Below are 26,458 nucleotides of genomic sequence, written 5' to 3'. Positions count from 1 at the left end.
AAACTAAATTCTACACGTGTGATAAAATGCTCATTAATTATTCGCACTCTCAAATTAAAAGTAGCAGTTGTATGACAGACATCAAGAAAATGAAGTTGTAATATTTGAATATTACATATAAAAAAAACTGAATTATATATAATCTAAAAACTAATAGTAATAAGTTTCACATAATATGAATGAAATGATACTAATCAATGTTGCAAAATATTTATCTTTTTTTTTGAAAGAATTCAGTTGATCATAAAATAAGAGTGAATATTCTACTGAAAGTAGAATTTGTGGTTATTTTTTCTTTTAAATATAAGGAAAATAGTACAACTAATTGAGTTAATTGAAATACTACTGGAAATGAATTGAGGTTATCCTTAACCTATTACTAGAAGCTACTGATACAGCCTTTCAAGTATCCGTCTTCTTTTCTTTATTTTCGATAACTTAAGGCACACTAAAGCAAAAATTGCACATGTCGCCAGTAAAGCATACCACTCCATATCGTCCCCCATTTTTATATCGCGTTTAGCATTTCGACAAGAATAACTGATTATACTATCAATTACAGAATGTTTGAATAAAGATCACAGTTTATATTGTCCTAACTCAATTTATGTCATAAAGGCAAGCTAAGCTGAAAGCGACTAAACGCTTATAATGCGAACATTTTGTCTCTATGAGTGCTAACTTAAAGATTTGGCTACAGAAGAGCAGTATAAGGCCCTATTTAAGAGGTAGATGATGTAGGCAAGGTCTATACACCCTTGAATAACCAGAGCTTTTATCTCGCATCACAGGCCGCTTTTCCTAACAAAGAAGCTAAAATCTCCATGGATGGAGTGAATACCAGTCAATGTCGGGAACATTGATGGCACAACTGAACTACCGCTCTAAACGCAAAAAGCCTCAGCATTTCTGCTAAGGCTTAGTATAAGTGGCGGAGCGGACGGGACTCGAACCCGCGACCCCCGGCGTGACAGGCCGGTATTCTAACCAACTGAACTACCGCTCCACACTTTAAATTGTCACCAAACAAAGTCTTACCAAGTCGCTTTATTTAGTTTTGCCTTCAGATTTTTAAAATCTGAAAACAAGGAAACAAGCCTGGCGATGTCCTACTCTCACATGGGGAAGCCCCACACTACCATCGGCGCTATTGCGTTTCACTTCTGAGTTCGGCATGGGATCAGGTGGGTCCACAACGCTATGGTCGCCAAGCAAAATTTGTTATCAATTTGCTCGCAAATTCAAACGCACTTTAGTGCGGCCCTTTAGGGTGAGATTTGCTTGCAAATCGAATAATTTGAAAAGCTGCTTAAAAGTCTTACTACACATTCAATGTTCTATTTGAGTCCAAAACAAAACCCCTTGGGTGTTGTATGGTTAAGCCTCACGGGCAATTAGTACAGGTTAGCTCAACGCCTCACAACGCTTACACACCCTGCCTATCAACGTCGTAGTCTACGACAACCCTTTAGGATACTTAAAGTATCAGGGAGAACTCATCTCAAGGCTCGCTTCCCGCTTAGATGCTTTCAGCGGTTATCGATTCCGAACTTAGCTACCGGGCAATGCGTCTGGCGACACAACCCGAACACCAGAGGTTCGTCCACTCCGGTCCTCTCGTACTAGGAGCAGCCCCTTTCAATTCTCCAACGCCCACGGCAGATAGGGACCGAACTGTCTCACGACGTTCTAAACCCAGCTCGCGTACCACTTTAAATGGCGAACAGCCATACCCTTGGGACCGACTTCAGCCCCAGGATGTGATGAGCCGACATCGAGGTGCCAAACACCGCCGTCGATATGAACTCTTGGGCGGTATCAGCCTGTTATCCCCGGAGTACCTTTTATCCGTTGAGCGATGGCCCTTCCATTCAGAACCACCGGATCACTATGACCTGACCTGCTTTCGCACCTGCTCGAATTGTCATTCTCGCAGTCAAGCGGGCTTATGCCATTGCACTAACCACACGATGTCCAACCGTGTTTAGCCCACCTTCGTGCTCCTCCGTTACTCTTTGGGAGGAGACCGCCCCAGTCAAACTACCCACCAGGCACTGTCCTCACCCCGGATAACGGGGCTAAGTTAGAACATCAAACATACAAGGGTGGTATTTCAAGGATGGCTCCACTGTATCTGGCGACACAGTTTCAAAGCCTCCCACCTATCCTACACATGTAGGCTCAATGTTCAGTGCCAAGCTGTAGTAAAGGTTCACGGGGTCTTTCCGTCTAGCCGCGGGTACACTGCATCTTCACAGCGATTTCAATTTCACTGAGTCTCGGGTGGAGACAGCGTGGCCATCATTACGCCATTCGTGCAGGTCGGAACTTACCCGACAAGGAATTTCGCTACCTTAGGACCGTTATAGTTACGGCCGCCGTTTACCGGGGCTTCGATCAAGAGCTTCGACCTAAGTCTAACCCCATCAATTAACCTTCCGGCACCGGGCAGGCGTCACACCGTATACGTCATCTTACGATTTTGCACAGTGCTGTGTTTTTAATAAACAGTTGCAGCCACCTGGTATCTGCGACTTCCGATAGCTCCATCCGCAAGGGACTTCACCGTCAGAAGCGTACCTTCTCCCGAAGTTACGGTACCATTTTGCCTAGTTCCTTCACCCGAGTTCTCTCAAGCGCCTTGGTATTCTCTACCCGACCACCTGTGTCGGTTTGGGGTACGATTCCTTACAATCTGAAGCTTAGAGGCTTTTCCTGGAAGCATGGCATCAATGACTTCACTTCACGCCCTTGGGCGCTCGACATCGTGTCTCGGCCTTAAGATTTCCCGGATTTACCTAAGAAATCAGCCTACGCACTTGAACCTGGACAACCGTCGCCAGGCCCACCTAGCCTTCTCCGTCCCCCCATCGCAATTGTAAGAAGTACGGGAATATTAACCCGTTTCCCATCGACTACGCCTTTCGGCCTCGCCTTAGGGGTCGACTTACCCTGCCCCGATTAACGTTGGACAGGAACCCTTGGTCTTCCGGCGAGGGGGTTTTTCACCCCCTTTATCGTTACTCATGTCAGCATTCGCACTTCTGATACCTCCAGCAAACCTTACAGTTCACCTTCAACGGCTTACAGAACGCTCCCCTACCCAATATCTAAAAGATATTGCCGCAGCTTCGGTGTATAGCTTAGCCCCGTTACATCTTCCGCGCAGGCCGACTCGACCAGTGAGCTATTACGCTTTCTTTAAATGATGGCTGCTTCTAAGCCAACATCCTGGCTGTCTGAGCCTTCCCACATCGTTTCCCACTTAGCTATACTTTGGGACCTTAGCTGGCGGTCTGGGTTGTTTCCCTCTCCACGACGGACGTTAGCACCCGCCGTGTGTCTCCCGGATAGTACTTACTGGTATTCGGAGTTTGCAAAGGGTTGGTAAGTCGGGATGACCCCCTAGCCTTAACAGTGCTCTACCCCCAGTAGTATTCGTCCGAGGCGCTACCTAAATAGCTTTCGGGGAGAACCAGCTATCTCCAGGTTTGATTGGCCTTTCACCCCTAGCCACAAGTCATCCGCTAATTTTTCAACATTAGTCGGTTCGGTCCTCCAGTTGATGTTACTCAACCTTCAACCTGCCCATGGCTAGATCACCTGGTTTCGGGTCTATACCTAGCAACTCGACGCCCAGTTAAGACTCGGTTTCCCTACGGCTCCCCTAATCGGTTAACCTTGCTACTAAATATAAGTCGCTGACCCATTATACAAAAGGTACGCAGTCACACCACGAAGGTGCTCCTACTGCTTGTACGTACACGGTTTCAGGTTCTATTTCACTCCCCTCACAGGGGTTCTTTTCGCCTTTCCCTCACGGTACTGGTTCACTATCGGTCAGTCAGTAGTATTTAGCCTTGGAGGATGGTCCCCCCATATTCAGACAGGATATCACGTGTCCCGCCTTACTCGATTTCACTAATAATGACGTGTCGGTTACGGGGCTATCACCCTGTATCGCTGGACTTTCCAGACCATTCACCTGCATCATTAAAAGCTTAAGGGCTAATCCAATTTCGCTCGCCGCTACTTTCGGAATCTCGGTTGATTTCTACTCCTCCGGGTACTTAGATGTTTCAGTTCCCCGGGTTTGCCCTGTTAACCTATGTATTCAGTTAACAGTAACTGCTTATGCAGTTGGGTTTCCCCATTCGGAAATCGTAGACTCAAGTGGCTTTTACTGCCTAATCTACGCTTATCGCAAGTTAATACGTCCTTCATCGCCTCTGACTGCCAAGGCATCCACCGTGTACGCTTAGTCACTTAACCATACAACCCCAAGAGGTTTTTATGTATGGCAAACAACCAAGGTTTGTGTCTCTCATTATTTGAATGAGCGAGAGACATTTCGATTTTGCCGGACTCAAATATAAGCATCATTACTCAGTAATGTTGCTTCCAAGAACACTTGAATGTGTGTTGGTACCTAAATCTAAAAAAGACTTAGGATTTGAGAACTTTTAATTAGATAACAATCAATCAAATTGTTATCTGTCAGCTTTCCAAATTGTTAAAGAGCAATATCTGTAATAGACATTTTCTAAAGATTCTCAGCGACGAAAAACAAACCAACAATTAACAACCATTGGTTTGGAGTCTATCCAAAAACATTTAGAGAATGGTGGGCGATACCGGGCTCGAACCAGTGACCCCCTCCTTGTAAGGGAGGTGCTCTCCCAACTGAGCTAATCGCCCACTGTAGTTTTAATTCTTCGTGGAAAAGAATTTATCAAGAATGGTGGAGCTAAGCAGGATCGAACTGCTGACCTCCTGCGTGCAAGGCAGGCGCTCTCCCAGCTGAGCTATAGCCCCATCTTGAGATCACTTCTTAAAAAGAAATGGTGGGTCGTGCAGGATTCGAACCTGCGACCAATTGATTAAAAGTCAACTGCTCTACCAACTGAGCTAACGACCCAATGGTATCCCGTAGGGGAGTCGAACCCCTGTTACCGCCGTGAAAGGGCGGTGTCCTAGGCCTCTAGACGAACGGGACATAGGTATGTAAAAGTGTTGGGCACTTTCACAATAATACCCGCTATCAAGCAGGTATCTTTACTCTCTTCACTTTCTAAACCTAATCAATCTGTGTGAACACTCATCAATGCACAATCATCGTTTAAGGAGGTGATCCAGCCCCAGGTTCCCCTAGGGCTACCTTGTTACGACTTCACCCCAGTCATGAACCACAAAGTGGTAAGCGTCCCCCCGAAGGTTAAACTACCTACTTCTTTTGCAGCCCACTCCCATGGTGTGACGGGCGGTGTGTACAAGGCCCGGGAACGTATTCACCGTGGCATTCTGATCCACGATTACTAGCGATTCCGACTTCATGGAGTCGAGTTGCAGACTCCAATCCGGACTACGACGCACTTTTTGGGATTCGCTTACTCTCGCGAGTTCGCCGCCCTCTGTATACGCCATTGTAGCACGTGTGTAGCCCTACTCGTAAGGGCCATGATGACTTGACGTCGTCCCCACCTTCCTCCGGTTTATCACCGGCAGTCTCCTTGAAGTTCCCACCCGAAGTGCTGGCAATCAAGGATAAGGGTTGCGCTCGTTGCGGGACTTAACCCAACATTTCACAACACGAGCTGACGACAGCCATGCAGCACCTGTCTCAGAGTTCCCGAAGGCACCAAAGCATCTCTGCTAAGTTCTCTGGATGTCAAGAGTAGGTAAGGTTCTTCGCGTTGCATCGAATTAAACCACATGCTCCACCGCTTGTGCGGGCCCCCGTCAATTCATTTGAGTTTTAATCTTGCGACCGTACTCCCCAGGCGGTCTACTTAACGCGTTAGCTCCGAAAGCCACTCCTCAAGGGAACAACCTCCAAGTAGACATCGTTTACGGCGTGGACTACCAGGGTATCTAATCCTGTTTGCTCCCCACGCTTTCGCATCTGAGTGTCAGTATCTGTCCAGGGGGCCGCCTTCGCCACCGGTATTCCTTCAGATCTCTACGCATTTCACCGCTACACCTGAAATTCTACCCCCCTCTACAGTACTCTAGCTTGCCAGTTTCAAATGACCTTCCCGGGTTGAGCCCAGGGCTTTCACATCTGACTTAACAAACCACCTGCATGCGCTTTACGCCCAGTAATTCCGATTAACGCTCGCACCCTCCGTATTACCGCGGCTGCTGGCACGGAGTTAGCCGGTGCTTCTTCTGCAGCTAACGTCAAATAATAATGCTATTAACATTACTACCTTCCTCACTGCTGAAAGTGCTTTACAACCCGAAGGCCTTCTTCACACACGCGGCATGGCTGCATCAGGCTTGCGCCCATTGTGCAATATTCCCCACTGCTGCCTCCCGTAGGAGTCTGGACCGTGTCTCAGTTCCAGTGTGGCTGATCATCCTCTCAGACCAGCTAGAGATCGTCGCCTTGGTGAGCCATTACCTCACCAACTAGCTAATCTCACTTAGGCTTATCCAATCGCAGAAGGCCCGAAGGTCCCCTCTTTTCCCCCGTAGGGCGTATGCGGTATTAGCTATCGTTTCCAATAGTTATCCCCCTCGACTGGGCAAATTCCTAAGCATTACTCACCCGTCCGCCGCTCGACGTCCAACAAATCATCCGAAGAGTCAATGTTGCCGTTTCCGCTCGACTTGCATGTGTTAGGCCTGCCGCCAGCGTTCAATCTGAGCCATGATCAAACTCTTCAATTTAAGTTTTTGTTGGCTCAATGAATACTGAACATTACATAAGTAATGTTTGAATTGACTGTGCTGAGTCTTTCGACTCGTTGGTCACTTCGTATCATTGAAACCGAATTGAAACCGAAGTTTCTAATTTGATTATCATCAACGAGTGCCCACACAGATTGATAGGTTTAAATTGTTAAAGAGCTTTGCTTTAAGCGGCCATTTGGTCTCTCAAAGCGGACGGCCATTTTAGCGAGATAACCTTCTGTGTCAAACACTTTTTGCAATTTTATTTCACTTTAATTTAAGTGGATAAAACCGACCCGGTTATTGCCTTTCAGCCTTGTTATCAGTAGCACTTCTCAGTGAAGTTTGCCGTGACAACGGAGGCGCATTATAGGGAGAAAAATGATAAGCACAACCCCTATTTTTATTTTTTTTTCAAAAAACACATTGCATGAGCAAAAAACAGGCAAAACAGCAGAAAAGAGGGAGTTTCCCTCTTTTCCAGATACTATCTATAGATGCCTAACGGTTACTGATGGGCAATTATTCTGTCTTTATTGACCAACAGCTGAATCTTCTTATCTGGATTCACTTTACCTGCCAAGATAGCTTTAGCTAATGGGTTCTCCACACTCTGCTGGATTGCCCGCTTCAACGGCCTTGCACCATAAACAGGATCAAAACCAACTTTTGCGATCAACTCTAACGCTTTATCGGCGACTTCAAGTTCATAACCGTTTTCTGCCATGCGGTTTGCCAGTTTTTCCAACTGTATAGAGGCTATTAACTTAATATGCTCTTTGCCTAACGGATGGAACACCACGCTCTCATCAACCCGGTTTAAAAACTCTGGCCGGAAATGCTTGGTCACGACCTCCATCACTTCCCGCTTTATTCCGTTGTAGTCGAGAGTGGCAAAGTTTTCCTGAATATTAGTCGAACCAAGATTCGAGGTCATGATTACAACAGTATTGCGAAAATCTACCGTTCGGCCTTGTCCGTCAGTTAAACGACCATCATCCAGAACCTGTAACAAGATATTGAATACATCAGGATGCGCTTTCTCAACTTCATCCAGAAGAATCACAGAATACGGCTTTCTTCTAACCGCTTCAGTAAGGTAACCACCTTCTTCGTATCCAACGTATCCCGGAGGAGCACCAACTAACCGCGCAACAGAGTGCTTCTCCATAAACTCTGACATATCGATACGTACCATGGCATCTTCACTGTCAAACATAAAGTTGGCCAAGGTTTTACACAGCTCAGTTTTACCAACACCAGTTGGCCCAAGGAAAAGAAAAGAGCCTATCGGCTTATTAGGGTCGGATAACCCTGCTCTGCTACGGCGAATTGCATCGGCCACGACTTCTACTGCTTCCTGCTGGCCGACAACTCTCTTGTGCATTACCTCTTCCATACGCAAGAGCTTTTCTTTTTCGGCTTCCAGCATTTTTGAAACTGGAATACCCGTTTGTTTTGAAAGCACTTCCGCAATTTCGCTGTCAGTCACTTTATTCTTAAGCAGACTCATCTCCTGCATTTCTGCCTGAGTAGCCAGATCGAGTTGCTTCTCGAGTTCAGGAATACGTCCGTACTGAAGTTCAGACATGCGGTTAAGATCACCTGCCCGTCTGGCGAAATCCATGTCCATTCTTGCCTGTTCCAGTTCAGACTTTATATGCTGAGTTCCTGAAAGAGCGGCTTTCTCTGCATTCCAGATCTCTTCAAGCTCTGCATATTCCCGCTCTTTTTCACTCAGCTCCTGATTCAGAGATACCAGACGTTTACTACTGGCATCGTCACTCTCATTCACTAAAGCTTGCTGTTCAATCTTAAGCTGGATAATTCTTCGCTCAAGTTTATCCAGAGACTCTGGCTTAGAATCAATTTGCATGCGGATGCTGGATGCGGCTTCGTCGATCAAGTCGATCGCTTTATCTGGCAACTGTCTGTCAGATATATATCGGTGAGATAAGCTGGCGGCGGCAACAATAGCCGGATCAGTGATTTCAACATGATGATGAAGTTCATAACGCTCTTTCAGACCACGCAAAATAGCAACGGTATCTTCCACACTTGGCTCATCCACCAGCACTTTCTGAAAACGGCGTTCTAAGGCCGGATCTTTCTCAATGTACTGACGATATTCATCCAGTGTAGTTGCGCCTACACAGTGAAGCTCACCTCTGGCTAAAGCAGGCTTAAGCATATTGCCCGCGTCCATTGAGCCTTCACCTTTACCGGCGCCAACCATGGTATGCAACTCATCGATAAAGAGGATGATGTTTCCCTCTTCTTTAGAGAGCTCATTAAGGACAGATTTCAGTCTCTCTTCAAACTCACCACGATACTTGGCACCAGCCACTAATGCGCCCATATCCAGAGAAAGTACCCGGCGACCTCTTAACCCTTCAGGAACTTCATTATTGATAATGCGTTGCGCAAGCCCTTCGACAATAGCGGTTTTACCCACCCCGGGCTCACCAATAATAACAGGGTTGTTTTTTGTTCTGCGCTGAAGAACCTGTATGGTTCTGCGTATTTCATCATCCCGCCCAATCACAGGATCAAGTTTGCCCTGTTCTGCACGTACAGTCAGATCAATAGTGAACTTTTCCAGAGCCTGACGTTTCTCTTCCGCATTTGGGTCATCCACTTTTTGACCACCGCGTACTTGCTCTATGGCATTAGATAGTGATTCTTCAGTTAGCCCGAATTCTCTGAGAAGATCGCCAAGCGGGCCTTTATCTTCAATTGCCGCTAATAAAAATACTTCAGATGAGATATAAGAGTCCTGACGCTGCTGAGCAACTTTATCGCACAGGTTGAACAGTACGCCCATTCCGCCAGAGAGCTGAACATCGCCGCCTATACCACTTACCTTCGGCAGACGATCTAACATTTCCGATAATTTGGATCTTAATTGAACCACATCGACATTCAACATGGTTAACAGAGGGCGAATTGCGCTGCCATCCTGATTCAGTAATGAAACCATCAGGTGGACCGGCTCTATATATTGGTGGTCACGTCCTAATGCCAGTGACTGGGCATCAGAAATGGCAACCTGAAATTTGCTGGTAAATCTATCTAAGCGCATAGCAACCTCAATACAGATAAACTACTAATGCTAGAAAGATGGTAACTAGCGTGGTTAATTTCAAGGGAATCAGGTTGCTAAAACAAGATTTTGAGGTGTTAGTCTTCTATCCAGATAAATGTTGCTTGCCGCCCGGTTACCCCATCGCGCCGGTAAGAGTAGAACAACGAAGGATCATCATAGGTACACATATCACTACGGAATATCGAATCTACACCGACTGCGTTTAACCTCTGAGTGGCAAGCAAGTTCATATCGGCCAGATACTTACCGTCACTTTTTGCCGAAAAAGCCTCTTCGGCTGCGGCATCATACTTAGTAAAAGCATCAAACACATCGATACCGACTTCAAAAGCACTCTTTCCTATCGCTGGCCCCAGCCAGGCAATGACTGGTTTATCAAACTCTTTAACCGCATTCTCAAGTATACCGTCAGCCAAGCCTCTCCAGCCGGCATGAACAGCAGCGACTTTGCTTCCTTCAATGTCTGTCATTAAAACAGGCAGACAATCTGCCGTCATCACACAGCAAACCACTCCCTTACTTGAGGTAAAGCTGCCGTCAGCATCCGCAATTGGTTTAGTAGATTGTTGCAGGTGTACCACTTTTGTGGAGTGAGTCTGGTTCAGCCAGACAGGTTCGGCAGGCATGGATGAAAACTGCTTAAGCAGGGCCCGGTTTTGTAACACCAGTATATTGGGTCATCTTCTACATGAGCCCCGACATTTAACCCCTGATAGGCTCCTTTTGACAATCCGCCTAATCTTGTTGAACTAAACGCTTTTATATTGGCAGGAACTTGCCAGTCAGGGGTTATTAACTCCATTAAATGTCTTCTTCCTTGTTGATTTTTGCATCCACTCTAAGTGCTTCCGCCATCGCCACCATATCGTCAGGAACAGGAGCATGAAACTCCATCTCTTCACCACTTACCGGATGAGTAAACTTCAGCATCACAGCATGAAGAGCTTGTCTGTCGAACTGGCGGATCATATCAGTCAGCTCTTGTGAGGCTCCCTTAGGGATACGGGCACGACCGCCATAAGCGATATCACCCAACAGCGGATGCTGCAGATAAGACATATGAACGCGAATCTGGTGAGTTCTGCCCGTTTCCAGACGCAGGCGAATACGGGTATGTTCTCTGAAGTGCTCAGCAACCCGGTAATGGGTTACCGCAGGCTTACCAAGCTCATTTAACCGCCATCAGTGTTCTTTTGGTTGAATGCCGGCCGATTGGTTTCTCAACCATTCCGCCAGCTGTCATTTTACCAATGGCAATCGCTTCATACTCACGGGTAATATTTCGCTTCTGAAGTGCCCTGACCAGCCTTGTCTGAGCCGGAACTGTTTTAGCCACGACCATTAAGCCGGTGGTATCTTTATCCAGACGATGAACAATACCGGCACGCGGCACTTCAGCAATCGCCGGATAGTGGTGAAGCAGTGCATTCAGTACTGTACCGTCAGGAGTTCCAGCTCCCGGGTGAACGACAAAGTCGCGCGGCTTATTAATAACAATGATGTCCTCATCTTCATACACTATGTTCAGAGGAATATCCTGAGCTTCCCATCTCTCTTCATTTTCCAGTTCAGCAAGCACAGTAATGCTCTCGCCGCCCATCACCTTCACGCGTGGTTTGGTTGCAACGGCTCCGTCAACTGTGACCTTACCATCCAGTAACCACTCTTTTAGCCGTGAGCGGGAAAAATCTGAAAATAACTCTGCTATCGCCTGATCTAATCTTTGACCAAGTTGACTCTGTTTTACTGTTTCCGTTAACTCTATCTGCTGTGCCATATCGAACTTTTTAAAAAACTATGAGACTAATGCTCAGGACTATGAAAAAATGTACCATTGCTTTTTATTCTATCTGTTAACTGTAAGAAAGTAACGGAAGCATCAGATTTATTTACATCCAAGGAATCAAATCCGGACATGAAATACCGCACTTTATCGGGTTTACTTACCCTCACCCTGCTTTTTGGTTGCTCTAGCAGTGATGAAATTGTACCTGATATTCCAGCAGCCGAGCTCTACACAGAGGCGCAAACATCACTGAGAAATGGTAACTGGCAGACTGCAATCAGCAAGCTAGAAGCACTGGACTCTCGTTACCCGTTTGGCCCGTACTCAGAACAAGTACAGTTAGACCTCATTTATGCATACTACAAGAGCAATGACCTTCCGCTAGGTTTGGCGACCATAAAGAGATTTATCAGATTAAACCCGACACATGTAAAGATGGACTGGGTTCTCTATATGCGTGGCCTGTCCTATATGGCGCAAGACAGAAACTATATGCACGATCTTTTCAACCTTGATCGTTCAGACAGAGATCCTGAACCAGCCAAATCAGCCTTTGCAGATTTTAAACGTCTGCTACAGCGCTATCCGGACAGCCCTTACGCCGCGGATGCAGAAAAACGTCTGTTTGCATTGAAAAACCGCCTTGCTAATTATGATCTTGCCACAGCGGATTTTTATCTTCGCCGCGAAGCATGGATTGCAGCAATCAACCGCTGTCAGGAGTTACAAAAGACCTTCCCTGATACGGTTGCAGCAAGAAAGTCACTGCAAATTCAGCTGGAAGCTTATAAGCAACTTGGAATACAAGATGCTGTAGCCAGGACAGAAAAGCTGATAAAGCTAAACCCAATCTAAATTTTCAAAGCCGCTGACTAAAGCGGCTTTTCTTTAACCGCTATTTCTTTCTCTTGCTCAAAACAGATTAACTTTATCCGTTAGATAAGGTTCGTTAGATGATATGTTCAACGGCTCAGAAGTTGCGCCTAGATTAGGAGTGATCTTAATCACATTTTATTATTGATTAGAAAGTAGACAGTGAGGGAGTTTAAATCGAACAAAACCCCTAAAAAAGGAGTTATTTTTAGTACGCTACTGTCTCCCAATCTATAGAGATTCCATAGTACTACAAGCTTTTTTTGTTGGTTAATCTTAAAAGATTTGTATCAGATCACATTTAATAACCATAAGAAATCCCCTCGCCATTTGAGTGACTCAGATCACAATATTTAATCGTTGAAGCAGTAATCTGAAGTTAACCCATAAGGGATGCAACAGAGGAAAACATCTATGAAAATAAACATGACTGGTAAAAATCTTGAAATCACCTCTGCAATCCGTGCTCATATTGAAGCGAAGTTTAAGAAGCTAGAGAAGTGGCAAGTTGATATCATTGGTTGCCAGACTGCAATTAGTGAAGAGCCCGGTAAAAAAATGAAGTTCGAAGCGAGCATTTCGGTACCCAAAGGAAAACTTGTTGCTTCGTCAGTTAATGAAGACCTGTATAAGGCAATCACCGAAGTAGAGCAAAAACTAGAGCGTCAATTAAATAAACTAAGCCATAAGCCTGAAGCAAGACGCGCAACTCATGCTGATATACCTGAAGCCGATGAAGTTGACTAGCTCAGTCCGGTAATCCGAATTCTAAAATCAAGCGCCTTAGGGCGCTTTTTTTTGCTTGACGCATTGTTGCCCCTTGCTTATTGTGTATATCCGGTGACCAGATGACATGGTTTCATAAGGCACAACAGAGTTCAGTACAAGGTATATAGCAAATATGACAAACACTTCAGTGTTCTTTTTTGACTTCTTTTTTCTCTCTTAACCAGAGAGGCTGAGCTCGTTTTAGAAAAATAAGTCAAAAACGAACAGAAAGCCTCCCAAAGGGAGGCTTTTTTATTATAGGGATTGCAGGCGATTAACATGACAGAAGGTAATATTTCTCTTGATGAGATTCGACTTCGTTTAAACGATTTAGATGATCAACTTCTACAGCTGTTGTCTGAGCGCAGGGCGCTTAGTATTGAAGTAGCAAAAAGCAAAATTGAAACATCCAAACCGGTACGGGATGCTCAACGTGAACAACAACTACTGGTTAAGCTGATTGAAAATGGTGATAAAAAATACCAGTTAGATGCTCAGTATATTACTAAGCTGTTTCACACTATTATTGAAGACTCGGTTTTGCTTCAGCAATCCTACCTGCAAAATCTTGCTAATCCGGAACAAAGCCGTAAGCCCCTTGCCCGTGTTGCTTACCTTGGTGCAAAAGGCTCATACTCTCATCTTGCCAGCAGAGAGTACTTCAGCCGTAAAAATACCGAGCTAATCGAACTTAATTGCGACCACTTCAAGGAAGTGACTAAAACCGTTGAGTCCGGTCATGCTGATTATGGCGTGCTACCAATTGAGAACACCAGTTCCGGCTCGATCAATGAAGTGTACGACCTGCTGCAACACACCACCCTTTATATTGTCGGTGAAATTACCCTTCCTATTGAACACTGTATTCTCGCCACGAGCGGTATTCGTCTGGAGGAGATTAAGACTCTATATTCTCACCCTCAACCGCATCAGCAATGCAGCGAATTCCTTGGCCGCCTGAAAGGAGTCGAACTTGAATCTTGTGCCAGCACAGCTGACGCGATGCAAAAAGTAAAAGAGTTAAACAGCCCTACTTCTGCGGCAATCGGTCATGCTTCAAGCGGAAAACTGTATGGCCTGCAGGAAGTTCAGGGCAATATTGCTAATCAAACTGAAAACCATACCCGTTTTATTGTTGTCGCCAGAAAACCAGTTGAAGTATCGGCACAAATTCCGGCCAAGACAACATTGATTATGTCCACTTCTCAGCAAGCCGGTTCGTTAGTTAAAACCCTGTTGGTTCTGCAGAAGTACGATATCAATATGAGAAAGCTGGAAAACCGTCCTATTATCGGCAACCCATGGGAAGAGATGTTTTACGTTGATCTGGAAGCGCATCTGGAGTCAGAGCAGATGCAGCAAGCCATCAGTGAACTTACTCAACTTACCCGTCATCTAAAAGTGCTCGGTTGTTATCCGAGTGAAAACGTCAAGCCAACACAGGTGAAACTAAGCTGATGAAAAAAGTTATTGTAGCTTCACTAAACCCGGCCAAGATTAATGCTGTGAAAGGTGCTTTTGAAGATGTGTTTCCTGATGATAACTTCAGCTTTGAGGGAGTCAGTGTCGCAAGTGAAGTACCTGATCAGCCCATGTCAGATAGCGAAACTAAGCAAGGTGCACTTAACAGGGTAAGAAATGCCAAGCAAGAGATTGAAGATGCCGATTTTTATGTCGGGCTGGAAGCTGGCAATGAAGGTGACTTCACTTTTGCATGGATGATTATTGAATCGCACACTCAGCGGGGAGAGTCTCGTTCATCAAGCCTGATGCTACCGCCTGTGGTACTAGAGAAGCTGAAGTCAGGAATGGAGCTCGGCGATGTAATGGATGAGGTATTCTCTACTGAGAACATAAAACAGAAAGGTGGTGCTATCGGCCTGCTTACCCAACACCTTCTGACCCGCAGTTCCGTTTATCGTCAGGCTTTAATTCTGGCGCTTATCCCTTTTATAAATCGGGAATACTTTCCGGACAATCTTTAACCGGCTTCACCTTTAAGTCAGTCGTCTTTTATCAATGCCAGTGTCAGCTAAATACAATATCAGCTTTCTCTGGCATTTTTATTATCACTCAGCAGCTTGAACAGAGCGGCCTTCTCTTCCTTGGTATGAGATTTCAGTTCATTAGAGCCACGGGTAATAGTCGCAATACCCACTCCCAGCATCTGGCTGATCTGTCTCTGAGAGATATCGCCTTTTAGCAGTTCGTTAAAAATATTGACCCTTGCTACCAGAGCCTCTCTCTCATCCTGCGTAAGCAGCGACGTCAACAGCATTTCATGTTGGTCATTTTCGGCAGCACTTTTTACCAGCTTCAGCAGGTGTTGCCAGTCCGTAAACTCTGGGGTCAAAGACATAATTACACTCTTAGTGATTAATAGAAAATCAAGCCATAATAAGCAGCAAATCCCGACTTATTATAGCTTGAGTATATAGAGTTTTCTGTTTGATTTTAATTTAATATTTAGTCAGTAATTCATTTGGCCGAAGGAAATCTCCCTCTACTCCCATAAGATCACGGTAATAGGTTTCAAACATCAGAATGTTCTGAACGTACCCTCTGGTCTCTTTAAAAGGAATCGCTTCAATAAAGGCAAACACATCCAGACTCTCATTGCTTCTCTTACGCCATCTCTTCACTCTGTGCGGGCCGGCATTGTACGCAGCAAAAGCAAACACCCGGTTATCATCATACTGCTGTAATAAACTATTCAGATAACGGCTGCCGATCTCAATATTTTTACCAACATTGTACAGGTCACCCGCTCCTTTGTAGCTCAGCTTAAATCTCTTCGCGGTATAGCTGGCCGTGGTTGGCATAATCTGCATAATCCCGCGCGCCCCGACAGGAGAACGGGCCTGAACATCTAAAGCACTCTCTTGTCTGGCAACAGACATCAGGGTAATAGGATCAACCTTATGTTTGTCTCCGTAAAAGTTGAACCACCATTGATGGGCAATAGGGAACCTGAGGGCGGTATGATCCCACATTTTAGCTTCTATGGTGGCCTTCACGGTCAGGTGGTGCCAGTCTTTTTCGGCCGCATATACCGCCAGAGCCTGCTGTTCCTGCTTGTTCACCTGCCACAGTAACCAGTTCCACTCACGCTTAGCTGCAGTGATCTTATCCACTTCAATCAGTTCGTTAATGCGAATAAGACTTGTCTGGTAAGGTTGAAGGATATCAGTATCCATCTGAGTACGGATAACCTGATAAGTAACCGGTTTATCGAGCGATTTCGCGGCGGCAACACTGTAGAAGTTGCGCTTACCCAGTAGCTTTTGTAAGCGCGCTATTCCTTCATTGGTTTCGCCGAGGGCAAGTTCGCTGCGCCCCAGCCAATACTGCCAGCGCAGTGAATTCTGACTCTGTTGAGGAAGCCTTTTAACCCAGACAGAGATCATCGGCCAGTCGGCCTGACGTATGGCAAGGCGAATACGTCGTTCAAGGGCAGAAACATCTGAAGAGGTACTTAGCACCTGATCCCGCCATGCCGCCAAATACATTTTCTCGGTATCCAGTAACCGCACAGCGATATAGTCATTTAGCTTCTGAGCCTGCTCTCCCTCAATGTTCTGCGCAGCTATCACAATAGCGACAATCCTCTGCGCCAGCTCAGCATCTTTTCTTGCCAGTTTCTTTACTGCAATTTCAGACTTTTTACGATTATGATCTGTCGGCGGATACTTCTGAGCAAATTCAGTGACATATTCCGGGTTTCTTGCCAGATATTTAAGCTCTTTAGCCTGTAGCTTACTTCTTTCACTGGTGGTCATTTTGGCAAGATAGTTGAGCAGTGTATTACTGTTCCGCTCAAAACTGAGCAGCATACGCCTTAATATCAGGTCATCACTTCTTAAACCTGCCTTCTGCCACTCACTAAACAGCGGCTCGCAATTATCTGAAATACTGTGACCGCTCAGCCAGAGCTGTTCAGCCCCTTTAAAAGCTTTGCTCTCGTTGCCATTCTTCAACTGAGCATAAAAATAACTACAGCGATACTTCTCCATTCTCGGCTCAGTAGTCTGGTACTGGTAGAAAGTCTGCCAGTCACCACTTTTTATTAATGCGTCCAGATAGGCAGCACGAATACTGTTGGAAAAAGGGAACGACTGGTGCTGTTCAACAAACTGATTTACCTCTTCAGGCGTCCGCTTGCCGATATTAAGCAGAAAAGTACGGTAATCCACATAAGGCGTGAGAGGGTAATCCGCGATTTGATCGCGGATCTGCATATATTCGTCTACTTGTTTTTTGTCCAGATACTTCTGGGCTTTCTGGTAAATCACTCGCTGCTGGTCAAGAGACGCTGGTGAAGCAATAACACCAGAAGAGAGAGCCAATAAAGGCAACACAGCAGATACGAGTCGGTTTATCCTAAACATCCGATATCCAATTCCTGATAACTTAACTAATCGTTACATCGACCATTACCGCAAGTTTTCCTTCAACGTATCTCTAATGTTAGGAAACTAGTGGGCTATAAATCAAGCTAAAAAAGCAGAAATGTCGTCTATGATTCTGCTATCAATTTATGCCGTTCTCAGGCGTAGCAAATTGGTATAAAATGCTGCTTTAATTTTTTATCGAAATAGGATCAATCGGCGATGGCTGAATACGTCTATACCATGTCGCGGGTGAGCAAAATCGTGCCACCTAAGCGTCAAATTCTGAAAGACATTTCTTTAAGCTTTTTCCCCGGCGCTAAAATTGGTGTTTTAGGCCTCAACGGTGCTGGTAAATCTACGCTTCTGCGTATTATGGCGGGTATCGATACCGATATTGATGGTGAAGCACGTCCTCAACCGGGCCTGAACGTAGGTTATCTGCCTCAGGAACCTAAGCTTGATGAGTCTAAAACCGTTCGTGAAGTCGTTGAAGAAGCGGTTTCTGATGTAGCCGGTGCATTAAAACGTCTGGACGAAGTTTACGCCGCTTACGCTGAACCTGATGCTGATTTCGATGCTCTTGCCAAAGAGCAGGGTGAGCTTGAAGCACTTATTCAGGCCAAAGATGGTCATAATCTGGAAAACGCTCTTGAACGTGCAGCTGATGCACTTCGTCTGCCTGAGTGGGATGCGAAAATTTCGGTACTTTCCGGTGGTGAACGCCGCCGTGTTGCTATCTGCCGTCTTCTGCTGGAAAAACCAGATATGCTTCTGCTTGACGAACCAACCAACCACCTTGACGCTGAGTCTGTCGGCTGGCTGGAACGCTTCCTGGTTGATTACAACGGTACTGTTGTTGCCATTACCCACGACCGTTACTTCCTTGATAACGCTGCCGGCTGGATTCTGGAACTTGACCGTGGTGAAGGTATTCCTTGGCAGGGTAACTACACTTCCTGGCTGGAGCAGAAAGATGAGCGTCTGAAACAAGAAGCTTCTCAGGAAAAAGCCCGCCAGAAAACCATTGAGAAAGAGCTGGAGTGGGTACGTCAGAACCCTAAAGGCCGTCAGGCTAAATCTAAAGCACGTATGGCCCGCTTTGAAGAACTGAACAGCAGCGACCACCAGAAACGTAATGAAACTAACGAACTGTTTATCCCGCCGGGTGAACGTCTGGGTGACAAGGTTATTGAAGTAAACAACCTGACTAAGTCATTTGGTGATCGTGTACTGATTGATGATCTGTCATTTAGTGTGCCTAAGGGTGCGATCGTCGGCATTATCGGTGCAAACGGTGCCGGTAAATCAACACTATTTAAGATGTTGAGCGGTACAGAACAACCTGATTCAGGTACAGTTGAACTAGGTGATACCGTACATCTTGCTTCCGTTGATCAGTTCCGTGACAGCATGGACGACAGCAAAACCGTCTTCCAGGAGATTTCTGAAGGCGCTGATATCATTAAGATCAACAACTTTGAGATTCCGGCACGTGCATACTGTTCTCGCTTTAACTTTAAAGGCGTCGACCAGCAGAAAGTGATTGGTGAGTTGTCTGGTGGTGAACGCAACCGTGTCCATCTGGCCAAACTGCTTAAAGCGGGCGGTAACGTTCTGTTACTCGATGAACCAACCAACGACCTTGACGTAGAAACCCTACGTGCTCTGGAAGAAGCTCTGCTCGAGTTCCCGGGCTGTGCCATGGTTATCTCGCACGACCGTTGGTTCCTGGACCGTATTGCCACTCATATTCTTGACTACCGTGATGAAGGGCAGGTCAATTTCTATGAAGGCAACTATACTGAGTATAGTGAGTGGCTGAAGCAGACTCTTGGTGCTCAGGCGGCTGAACCTCATCGTATTAAGTACAAGCGTATTGCGAAATAAACTGATTTCACAATATCTAAGCCGCCTAAAATGGGCGGCTTTTTGTTATTCACATGTAAGATGAGAGCCCGTTGGCAAACTGTAACCTGTTTATTTAAGGTTACTTTTGTTGAAAAGAGATATGGTGTTAACCTTATCAATGCATTCAAATAAAAATAGAGAGAGAGGAAATATGAGCGAAAGAAGACGCTTTTCCCGGATTATTTATCAGGCGCCTGCTGAGATACATCAGGGACAGCTTAAGGTCAGTAGTTCAATCATGGATCTCTCTCTACACGGATTATTGCTGACCGCACCAGATGCAGAGCTTGATCAGACTCATCCGGTGGATATTTTCTTCCATATACCGGACAGTGATATTGTTATCTCCCTTCAGGCTCATATTGTTGAAGTAACGGATAAATTTATTAGAACCAGTATCGAACATATCGATATCGACAGCATCAGCCACCTGAAACGTTTAGTGGAGCTGAATGTCGGTGATGAAGAGCTGCTTCACCGTGAAATCGAACATCTTTCCGATCTTGGTGACCACCACTAAAGCAGATCACTACGAACAGTAAGCTTAAAAAAAATGCCAACATAACTTGTTGGCATTTTTTCTATTTCGGCTGTGAAACTTACTCTCTGGCAAGCTCTTCATTTATAGCTGACGAACTTTGCTGAGCCTCCTGCTTCGGCTTATGTTTACTCAACATAAGCAGACACGGCGTCAATACCAGAGTCAAGACAGTGGCAAAGGCCAGCCCGCCCGCTACCGCCGTGGCTAACTGAGACCACCATTGGGTACTCGGCGCACCAAACTCAATCTTCTGATTAATAAGGTCTATGTTCATCTCCAATACCATAGGCAACAAGCCAAGTATGGTGGTGACTGTTGTCAGCATTACCGGTCTTAAACGCTGTACACCGGTTCTGAGTACCGCTTCCCTTCTGGATAAGCCACGTTTAAGCAGTTGGTTATAGGTATCGATCAATACGATATTGTTGTTTACCACAATACCGGCAAGGGCAATCACCCCGATACCGGACATCACAATACCGAACGGCCGCTGGAAGATCAGCAAGCCGGCAAAGACACCCACGGTTGAGAAAAGCACCGCACTCAGGATCAGGAATGCCTGATAGAAGCTATTAAACTGAGTGATGAGAATAAGCGCCATTACTGCCAGAGCGACCACAAATGCAGACTCAAGGAAAGCAGACGATTTTTCCTGATCCTCATTCTGTCCGCGCAGTTTAAACTCAACAGTGTCAGGCAGGTTTAGCTTTTCAAGCTCTGCAGAAACCTTAGGAAGCTCAAGAGCCAGATTGTAGCCCTCTTTAAGATCCACCATTACCTGAATAACCCGCTGACCATCAATACGCTTTATGGTGTCCTGCTTTTTGCTGGGTTTGATTTCAGCAAAGTTAGTGATTGGCACCAATCCCGCAGGCGTTTTCACCCTAAGCTGATCAAAACGGCCAATGTCTCGCTGCTCCTGAGGAAAACGAACCAGAATATCCACCTCTTCACTGGCATCATCGGGCAGATAATCTCCAATCTTCAGACCATTAGTGACAAACTGAACCGTATTACCTACTAAGGTAGCATCCGCAGCAAAGCGGCCGGCATCGTCTCTCTGGATATCAATTTTCCAGTCGATACCCGGTTTGCTGGAGGAATCACTGATATTGGTAAAGGCAGCATAACCATCAGCCCAGTGACGGACTATTTTGGCATTTTCATCCAGAATACTGTTGTCACGGGAAGAGATTTCAATCACCAGATCGTGCTCACTCGGTGGCCCGGCATCGGGCTTTTTAAACTCGATTTCAACACCGGCATAACCAGACAGCTTCTGTTGCAGCTCTTCGATTATTTCACTAACCGGACGGCGGTACTGCCAGTCAACAGGGGTGATCTGAATCTGGCCAATAGAGTCATCCCCTCCGGTTTTGGTGTAAACACTTTCAAACTCTTTGCCGCCCAGTACTCTGGATTCAATATCCGACATAATGTGATCTTTTTCCTGAATGGAGAGATCACCGTATGAGCGAACCTTAATAGTAAACGAAGGAGGATCAACCTCAGGGAAAAACTCAGCCCCCAATCCAGCTTTAAAGTAGGAAAAGCCGATACCGACAGATAGCAAAATAGCGCTAAGCAAAATTTTCCACGGATGACTAACGGCAACAGACAGAGTCTGATAGTAGAGCTTGGTCAGTCCGGTCGCTTTTGAAAAATCACCGTTATGCAGCGCTACCATCTCACTGCGCACTGCCGGACGAATATACTGCTCTTTACCAATTAAACTGCCCAGCACAGGAACAAACAGCAGCGCCATAATCAGGGAGGCTGTCAGGGTGGCAATAAGTGTCATGGGCAAATACTTCATAAACTCGCCGGTCACTTCCGGCCAGAATAGTAACGGAGCAAAGGCGGCAAGGGTGGTGGCCGTAGATGCGATAATCGGCCAGGCCATGCGCTTAGCCGCATCACGATAGGCCTCTCCCCTTGGCATGCCTTCATGCATTCGCCGGTCGGCAAATTCAGTCACCACGATAGCGCCATCCACCAGCATACCTACCGCCATAATCAGGGAAAACAGCACTACGATATTGACCGTTAAACCAAATACGGAGAGTACCAACAAGCCTGTCAGGAAAGACCCGGGGATAGAAACGCCAACCAGAAATGCAGTACGGACACCAAGAATGGCGATAATAACAATAACCACCAGAATAATGGCCGACAGGATGTTATTTTGTAGATCACTCAGCATGATCTTCACATCCTTTGACTCATCCCAGGTGTATTTCACCATCAGGTTTGCCGGCCAGTCTTCCCTCTGCTGTGCCTTTGCCAGCAGAGTTTTAACCAGATCTACGGTTTCAATAATATTTTCGCCGGCTCGTTTTTTTACATCCAGAACAACGGCTGATTCTCCATCCAGACGGGCAAAACTTTCCGGGTCACGGAATGAGCGACGCACAGTAGCAATATCACCAAAGGTAATCACCTGCTTACCGTCCACTTTTACCGGCATCTCCAGTACATCTTTAAGGGACTCAAATACCGAAGGAACCTTGACGGAAAAACGGCCATGGCCGGAATCGACAAAGCCAGCGGCAACAACCCGGTTATTTAGTGAGATCAGGTTATAGATATCGCCCTGATCAAGGTTATAACTCTCCATCAGCAGCGGATCGACCACGATCTCGACAATATCTTCCCGGTCACCGGCAATATCCACTTCCAGAACCTGCTTATAGCCCTCCAGTCTGTCACGCAACTGACGGGCGATTTGTACAATGGTTCTTTCCGGTACTGTGCCATACAAAACGACCGAAAGAATGGGCTGATAGCTGGCCAGAGTCACTTCATTCACCGTAGGCTCATCACTGTCCGCAGGCAGCTTAGGCTTAGCCTGATCAACGGCATCACGCACATCCGCCATTGCCTTATCCAGATTCATACCCACATTAAACTCTAACGTAACAGAAGCGTGTCCTTCTGAAGCGTTAGAGCTCATCTCCTTCACCCCTTCTATAGAGCGAAGTTCCTGCTCTATCGGGCGAACCAGCAGGCGTTCAGCATCATCGGGCGAGATCCCCTGATGGCTGACACTGACATAGATAATAGGTATGGTAATGTCCGGGCTGGACTCTTTGGGAATGGTGATATAGGTAGCCACCCCGGCAAACAGGATCAGTATCAGCAGGGTGATCATAGTGCGCGAGCGGGAAAGCGCGGCGTCAATTATCGCAAACATGTCAGCCTCCGGATCTACTGCGCTGCAGACTGAGCTTCAACAGCAATCACTTCATCACCGTCACGAACAAACCCCTGCCCTACAGTGATGATCTTTGCTGTATCACCCAAGCCGGATAGCCATACACCATCCTGTTCAGCTTTAACAAGCTGGATAGGCACAAACTTAACCCGTTCATCCTGAAGAATTTTTACTCCGAGATCGCCATTTTCAGCCAGTGCCAGCATCGCTGGCGAAACTTTAATGGCTTTTTGCATATCCAGATCAAGATCCACTTCTGCGCTGATACCAGCCGGTACTTTCTGCTGCGGATTGGCAATTTCAATCTCAATAGGGAAGGTATTAGTTGCAGGTGAGGAGACTCTGGAAAGATACCGGAGCTGCCCTTCTACACGCTCACCATTTACCAGACGAATAGTGGCTTTCTGTCCCAGCTCAAGGCTTTGCACATGGCGCTCACTAACATCCGCTTCTATCACCAAAACTTTAAGATCGATAATGGTCGCCACCGGATCACCGATACCAACATAATCCCCGACTTCAATGGAGAGCTGCTCAACAATACCGTCAAAGGGCGCCGTCACCAGACTGTTTTTCAGTGATAGCTGAACCTTGCGTACATCGGTACGGGCTTTTACCAACGCCGCCTGAGCAGAGCTGTAAGCCACCTCCCCCTGAAGGCCTTTGCTTTTAAGGGACTTTGCCGCTTTAAACTCTTTCTCTTTTACATTCAGGTCCGCTTTTGCCTGCTCAAGCTGGATCTCAATATTATCTTTGTCAATCTGAGCTATCGCCTGTCCGTTTTTGACCAGATCACCCTTTTTCACTAATAAGGAGACAACTTTTCCCGCCACTTCAGCACCAAGCCTGGCCTGTTTATCCGGTGCGGTACGGCCATAGAGATCGACAGTTTTAGCAGTCAGCACTGCATCAAAGGTCTGATACTGAACTTTTGCCAGAGGCGCTTCAGATGCTTCGCTCTCAGTCGCGTCATCAGATGCCTGAGCGCCAAACATACCCAGCCCCAGCCAGAGAGAAATAGCGATTAATAGCAGAAAGGAAATTAACCAAGGTCGCTGCGAAAAAAACTGACCCATTTGACGTGCAGGCATAGTAAATCCTTTTTATTGTTTGAGTTCTTTCATAATTTCTTATGAAAATAAAAACCTTACGTAGTTTTATTCACGTAAGGTTTTAACAAATTCCGGATGAAAACTATACCAGTTTGGTAGATTTATTATGTGTTACAGATCAGACACTAAAAGATGCACCACAACCACAGGTAGTTGTTGCGTTAGGGTTGTTAACAAAAAAGCGTGAGCCTTCCAGCCCTTCAGTGTAATCCACTACACCGCCAATCAGGTATTGTAAACTCATTGGGTCAACCACAAGAGTAACACCGCTGTTTTCAATGGTTGTGTCACCATCATTTACACTTTCATCAAAAGTGAATCCATACTGGAACCCACTACAACCACCACCGGTAATATAAACCCTCAGTTTAAGCTCTGGATTCTCTTCTTCTTCAATCAGCGTTTTTACTTTAATGGCTGCGGCATCTGAAAATGACAATGGTACGGCTACTTCACTCACAACGACCTCTCTTCCTGTAATACAAGCGGAATTCTTTATTTTTATAGCAATATGCTGCTTATAATTTGAATATTTGACGATTATCTAATACCTGAGTAATTCATTCAAGTATTCTTGCTTTCTTTATAGCAGCTCATTATCTTGTCTTCTCTCACTATTTTGAAATTTTAATAAAAAAAGCTAAACCAAATCCTTCAGGAATCGTTACAATTCCAAGCTATTGGTCCAGATTATAAAGATTAAGGATAAGCCCATGACCAACTCATCAGAACTATATCAAAAGGCCCAGCAAACCATTCCGGGCGGCGTTAACTCTCCGGTAAGAGCATTTAACGGTGTTGGTGGCTCTCCCATCTTTGTCGAAAAAGCCAATGGCCCATTTATCTATGACGCAGACGGCAAAGAGTACATCGATTACGTCGGTTCATGGGGCCCTATGATTCTGGGGCATAACCACCCCGATATCCGCAACGCGGTAATTGAAGCAGCAGAACGAGGTTTGAGCTTTGGTGCACCTACTGAAGTCGAAGTAGAAATGGCTGAACTGGTTTCAAAAATCGTTCCGTCAATGGAGCAGCTGCGTATGGTGAACTCTGGTACCGAAGCGACCATGAGTGCTATCCGTCTTGCCCGTGGTTACACAGGCAGAGATAAAATCCTTAAGTTTGAAGGCTGCTATCACGGCCATGCCGACAGCCTTCTGGTAAAAGCAGGTTCTGGTGCACTGACTCTGGGTCAGCCAAGTTCACCAGGTGTACCGGCCGATTTTGCTAAGTACACTTTAACGGCAACCTTTAATGATCTTGATTCTGTTCAGGCTCTGTTTGACGCTAACAAAGGTGAAATCGCCTGTATTATCGTTGAACCAGTTGCCGGCAATATGAACTGTATCCCACCGGTAGCTGGCTTCCACGAAGGTCTGCGCGAGATCTGTGACAAAGAGGGCGCTCTGCTGATCTTTGATGAGGTAATGACAGGTTTCCGTGTCGCTCAGGGTTGTGCCCAGGCTTATTACAACATCAAGCCGGATCTGACTACCTTAGGTAAAGTACTTGGTGGTGGTATGCCAGTTGGTGCCTTTGGTGGCCGTAAAGAAGTAATGCAGCATATCGCGCCTACCGGGCCTGTATATCAGGCTGGTACTTTGTCTGGTAACCCTATTGCTATGGCTGCAGGCCTTGCCTCCCTTAAAGCACTAACAGCAGAAGGTAATGAAGAGAAACTGGCTTCAATTACTAACAAACTGGCTGACGGCTTTAAACAGATGGCTGACAAACACAAGATTCCTCTGCTGGTTTCTCAGGTAGGAGGTATGTTTGGTTTCTTCTTTACTGAGCAAGAATCAGTAACCTGCTATGAAGATGTTACTAAGTGCGATGTAGAGCGCTTTAAGAAGTTCTTCCACCTGATGCTGGAAGAGGGTGTTTACCTTGCTCCTTCGGCATTCGAAGCAAGCTTTACTTCTCTGACTCACGGCGAGAAAGAGATTCAGGCGACTCTGGAAGCGGCCGATCGCTGCTTTGCTAAGCTCGCTTAAAATATAAAACCCCGGTTACTATTAACCGGGGTTTCTTTCCTCTACCGTCCGTCCATTACTTCCAGTTAATCACCACCAGAATAAACA

General features: G+C 46.0%; 13 protein-coding genes, 5 tRNA genes, 3 rRNA genes, 2 pseudogenes and 1 other annotated feature. Of the genes and pseudogenes, 7 read left to right on the top strand and 16 right to left on the bottom strand.

Annotated features, from left to right (window positions below):
- Positions 1-929: 929 nt before the first annotated feature.
- The 11 genes and pseudogenes from PK654_RS02875 to rluD form a co-directional block, all read right to left on the bottom strand.
- A tRNA-Asp gene (locus tag PK654_RS02875) sits at positions 930-1,006 on the bottom strand.
- 90 nt (positions 1,007-1,096) lie between these two features.
- Positions 1,097-1,212 (bottom strand): 5S ribosomal RNA (rrf, locus tag PK654_RS02870).
- A 161-nt stretch (positions 1,213-1,373) separates the two neighbouring features.
- A 23S ribosomal RNA gene (locus PK654_RS02865) occupies positions 1,374-4,272 on the bottom strand.
- Positions 4,273-4,622: 350 nt separating this feature from the next.
- Positions 4,623-4,698 (bottom strand) — tRNA-Val (locus tag PK654_RS02860).
- A gap of 41 nt (positions 4,699-4,739) precedes the next feature.
- Positions 4,740-4,815, bottom strand: a tRNA-Ala gene (locus PK654_RS02855).
- Positions 4,816-4,842: 27 nt separating this feature from the next.
- Positions 4,843-4,918 (bottom strand) — tRNA-Lys (locus tag PK654_RS02850).
- Between the two features lie 2 nt (positions 4,919-4,920).
- Positions 4,921-4,996 (bottom strand) — tRNA-Glu (locus PK654_RS02845).
- A gap of 124 nt (positions 4,997-5,120) precedes the next feature.
- Positions 5,121-6,672: ribosomal RNA gene (locus PK654_RS02840) — 16S ribosomal RNA — on the bottom strand.
- Together the 16S, 23S and 5S rRNA genes with 5 tRNA genes alongside form the textbook arrangement of a ribosomal RNA operon.
- Before the next feature lie 511 nt (positions 6,673-7,183).
- Positions 7,184-9,757, bottom strand: coding sequence for an ATP-dependent chaperone ClpB (gene clpB / locus PK654_RS02835; protein ID WP_271697562.1), 2,574 nt, complete (start codon positions 9,755-9,757; stop codon positions 7,184-7,186).
- A 98-nt stretch (positions 9,758-9,855) separates the two neighbouring features.
- Positions 9,856-10,583 (bottom strand): annotated as a pseudogene (gene pgeF / locus PK654_RS02830) (peptidoglycan editing factor PgeF).
- Positions 10,583-11,558 (bottom strand): annotated as a pseudogene (gene rluD / locus PK654_RS02825) (23S rRNA pseudouridine(1911/1915/1917) synthase RluD). Before rluD ends, pgeF begins: the two co-directional pseudogenes overlap by 1 nt.
- A 138-nt stretch (positions 11,559-11,696) precedes the next feature.
- Between rluD and PK654_RS02820 the strand changes: the two are divergent.
- The 4 genes from PK654_RS02820 (at position 11,697) to yjjX (ending at position 15,193) form a co-directional block, all read left to right on the top strand.
- The gene (locus PK654_RS02820) at positions 11,697-12,422 is read left to right on the top strand and encodes an outer membrane protein assembly factor BamD (protein ID WP_271697561.1); all 726 of its coding nucleotides are present in this window, start codon (positions 11,697-11,699) and stop codon (positions 12,420-12,422) included.
- 432 nt (positions 12,423-12,854) lie between these two features.
- Positions 12,855-13,187 carry a ribosome hibernation-promoting factor, HPF/YfiA family gene (hpf, locus tag PK654_RS02815; RefSeq protein WP_271697560.1) on the top strand — a complete coding sequence of 111 codons (333 nt, stop codon included), beginning with the start codon at positions 12,855-12,857 and terminating at the stop codon, positions 13,185-13,187.
- 156 nt (positions 13,188-13,343) lie between these two features.
- Positions 13,344-13,465 (top strand) — a sequence feature (Phe leader region).
- Positions 13,466-13,487: 22 nt separating this feature from the next.
- Positions 13,488-14,666, top strand: a complete 1,179-nt coding sequence (gene pheA / locus PK654_RS02810) for a prephenate dehydratase (RefSeq protein WP_271697559.1) — start codon at positions 13,488-13,490, stop codon at positions 14,664-14,666.
- Positions 14,666-15,193, top strand: coding sequence for an inosine/xanthosine triphosphatase (gene yjjX, locus PK654_RS02805; RefSeq protein WP_271697558.1), 528 nt, complete (start codon positions 14,666-14,668; stop codon positions 15,191-15,193). Before pheA ends, yjjX begins: the two co-directional genes overlap by 1 nt.
- Positions 15,194-15,252: 59 nt before the next feature.
- On the opposite strand, the gene trpR is transcribed toward yjjX, so the two are convergent.
- Together trpR and sltY are read right to left on the bottom strand one after the other, a co-directional pair.
- Positions 15,253-15,567: a trp operon repressor gene (gene trpR, locus PK654_RS02800; RefSeq protein ID WP_271697557.1), complete on the bottom strand. Its 315-nt coding sequence runs from the start codon at positions 15,565-15,567 to the stop codon at positions 15,253-15,255.
- A 100-nt stretch (positions 15,568-15,667) separates the two neighbouring features.
- The gene (gene sltY, locus PK654_RS02795; RefSeq protein ID WP_271697556.1) at positions 15,668-17,596 is read right to left on the bottom strand and encodes a murein transglycosylase; all 1,929 of its coding nucleotides are present in this window, start codon (positions 17,594-17,596) and stop codon (positions 15,668-15,670) included.
- 222 nt (positions 17,597-17,818) lie between these two features.
- Here sltY and ettA point away from each other — a divergent pair, with 222 nt between their 5' ends.
- Both ettA and PK654_RS02785 read left to right on the top strand, forming a co-directional pair.
- The gene (gene ettA, locus PK654_RS02790) at positions 17,819-19,486 is read left to right on the top strand and encodes an energy-dependent translational throttle protein EttA (protein WP_271697555.1); all 1,668 of its coding nucleotides are present in this window, start codon (positions 17,819-17,821) and stop codon (positions 19,484-19,486) included.
- A 172-nt stretch (positions 19,487-19,658) separates the two neighbouring features.
- Complete coding sequence (locus PK654_RS02785; RefSeq protein ID WP_271697554.1) at positions 19,659-20,027, top strand: PilZ domain-containing protein; 369 nt, start codon at positions 19,659-19,661, stop codon at positions 20,025-20,027.
- Positions 20,028-20,106: 79 nt separating this feature from the next.
- On the opposite strand, the gene PK654_RS02780 is transcribed toward PK654_RS02785, so the two are convergent.
- The 3 genes from PK654_RS02780 to erpA all read right to left on the bottom strand — a co-directional run bounded on the left by PK654_RS02780 (position 20,107) and on the right by erpA (position 24,834).
- A complete protein-coding gene (locus PK654_RS02780; RefSeq protein ID WP_271697553.1) occupies positions 20,107-23,241 on the bottom strand; it encodes an efflux RND transporter permease subunit in 3,135 nt (1,044 codons plus the stop codon).
- Between the two features lie 14 nt (positions 23,242-23,255).
- Positions 23,256-24,353: an efflux RND transporter periplasmic adaptor subunit gene (locus tag PK654_RS02775; protein ID WP_271697552.1), complete on the bottom strand. Its 1,098-nt coding sequence runs from the start codon at positions 24,351-24,353 to the stop codon at positions 23,256-23,258.
- 139 nt (positions 24,354-24,492) lie between these two features.
- Entirely contained in the window at positions 24,493-24,834 is a 342-nt protein-coding gene (erpA, locus tag PK654_RS02770; RefSeq protein WP_271697551.1) for an iron-sulfur cluster insertion protein ErpA, read from the bottom strand.
- Positions 24,835-25,087: 253 nt separating this feature from the next.
- On the opposite strand from erpA, the gene hemL reads away from it, so the two are divergent.
- Complete coding sequence (hemL, locus tag PK654_RS02765) at positions 25,088-26,371, top strand: glutamate-1-semialdehyde 2,1-aminomutase (RefSeq protein ID WP_271697550.1); 1,284 nt, start codon at positions 25,088-25,090, stop codon at positions 26,369-26,371.
- The last annotated feature ends 87 nt before the right edge of the window (positions 26,372-26,458 follow it).

It is taken from the genome of Vibrio sp. SCSIO 43137, from assembly GCF_028201475.1.
GTDB lineage: Bacteria > Pseudomonadota > Gammaproteobacteria > Enterobacterales > Vibrionaceae > Vibrio.
This window is presented reverse-complemented; position numbering and strand designations above follow the sequence as displayed.

What these genes read in the sequence shown, in the direction of transcription:
- pheA (WP_271697559.1), top strand. Translation starts at nt 13,488, where the DNA reads ATGACAGAAGGTAATATTTCTCTTGATGAGATTCGACTTCGTTTAAAC.
- PK654_RS02775 (WP_271697552.1), bottom strand. Translation starts at nt 24,353, where the DNA reads ATGCCTGCACGTCAAATGGGTCAGTTTTTTTCGCAGCGACCTTGGTTA.
- yjjX (WP_271697558.1), top strand. Translation starts at nt 14,666, where the DNA reads ATGAAAAAAGTTATTGTAGCTTCACTAAACCCGGCCAAGATTAATGCT.
- trpR (WP_271697557.1), bottom strand. Translation starts at nt 15,567, where the DNA reads ATGTCTTTGACCCCAGAGTTTACGGACTGGCAACACCTGCTGAAGCTG.
- sltY (WP_271697556.1), bottom strand. Translation starts at nt 17,596, where the DNA reads ATGTTTAGGATAAACCGACTCGTATCTGCTGTGTTGCCTTTATTGGCT.
- hpf (WP_271697560.1), top strand. Translation starts at nt 12,855, where the DNA reads ATGAAAATAAACATGACTGGTAAAAATCTTGAAATCACCTCTGCAATC.
- hemL (WP_271697550.1), top strand. Translation starts at nt 25,088, where the DNA reads ATGACCAACTCATCAGAACTATATCAAAAGGCCCAGCAAACCATTCCG.
- clpB (WP_271697562.1), bottom strand. Translation starts at nt 9,757, where the DNA reads ATGCGCTTAGATAGATTTACCAGCAAATTTCAGGTTGCCATTTCTGAT.
- ettA (WP_271697555.1), top strand. Translation starts at nt 17,819, where the DNA reads ATGGCTGAATACGTCTATACCATGTCGCGGGTGAGCAAAATCGTGCCA.
- PK654_RS02785 (WP_271697554.1), top strand. Translation starts at nt 19,659, where the DNA reads ATGAGCGAAAGAAGACGCTTTTCCCGGATTATTTATCAGGCGCCTGCT.
- PK654_RS02820 (WP_271697561.1), top strand. Translation starts at nt 11,697, where the DNA reads ATGAAATACCGCACTTTATCGGGTTTACTTACCCTCACCCTGCTTTTT.
- PK654_RS02780 (WP_271697553.1), bottom strand. Translation starts at nt 23,241, where the DNA reads ATGTTTGCGATAATTGACGCCGCGCTTTCCCGCTCGCGCACTATGATC.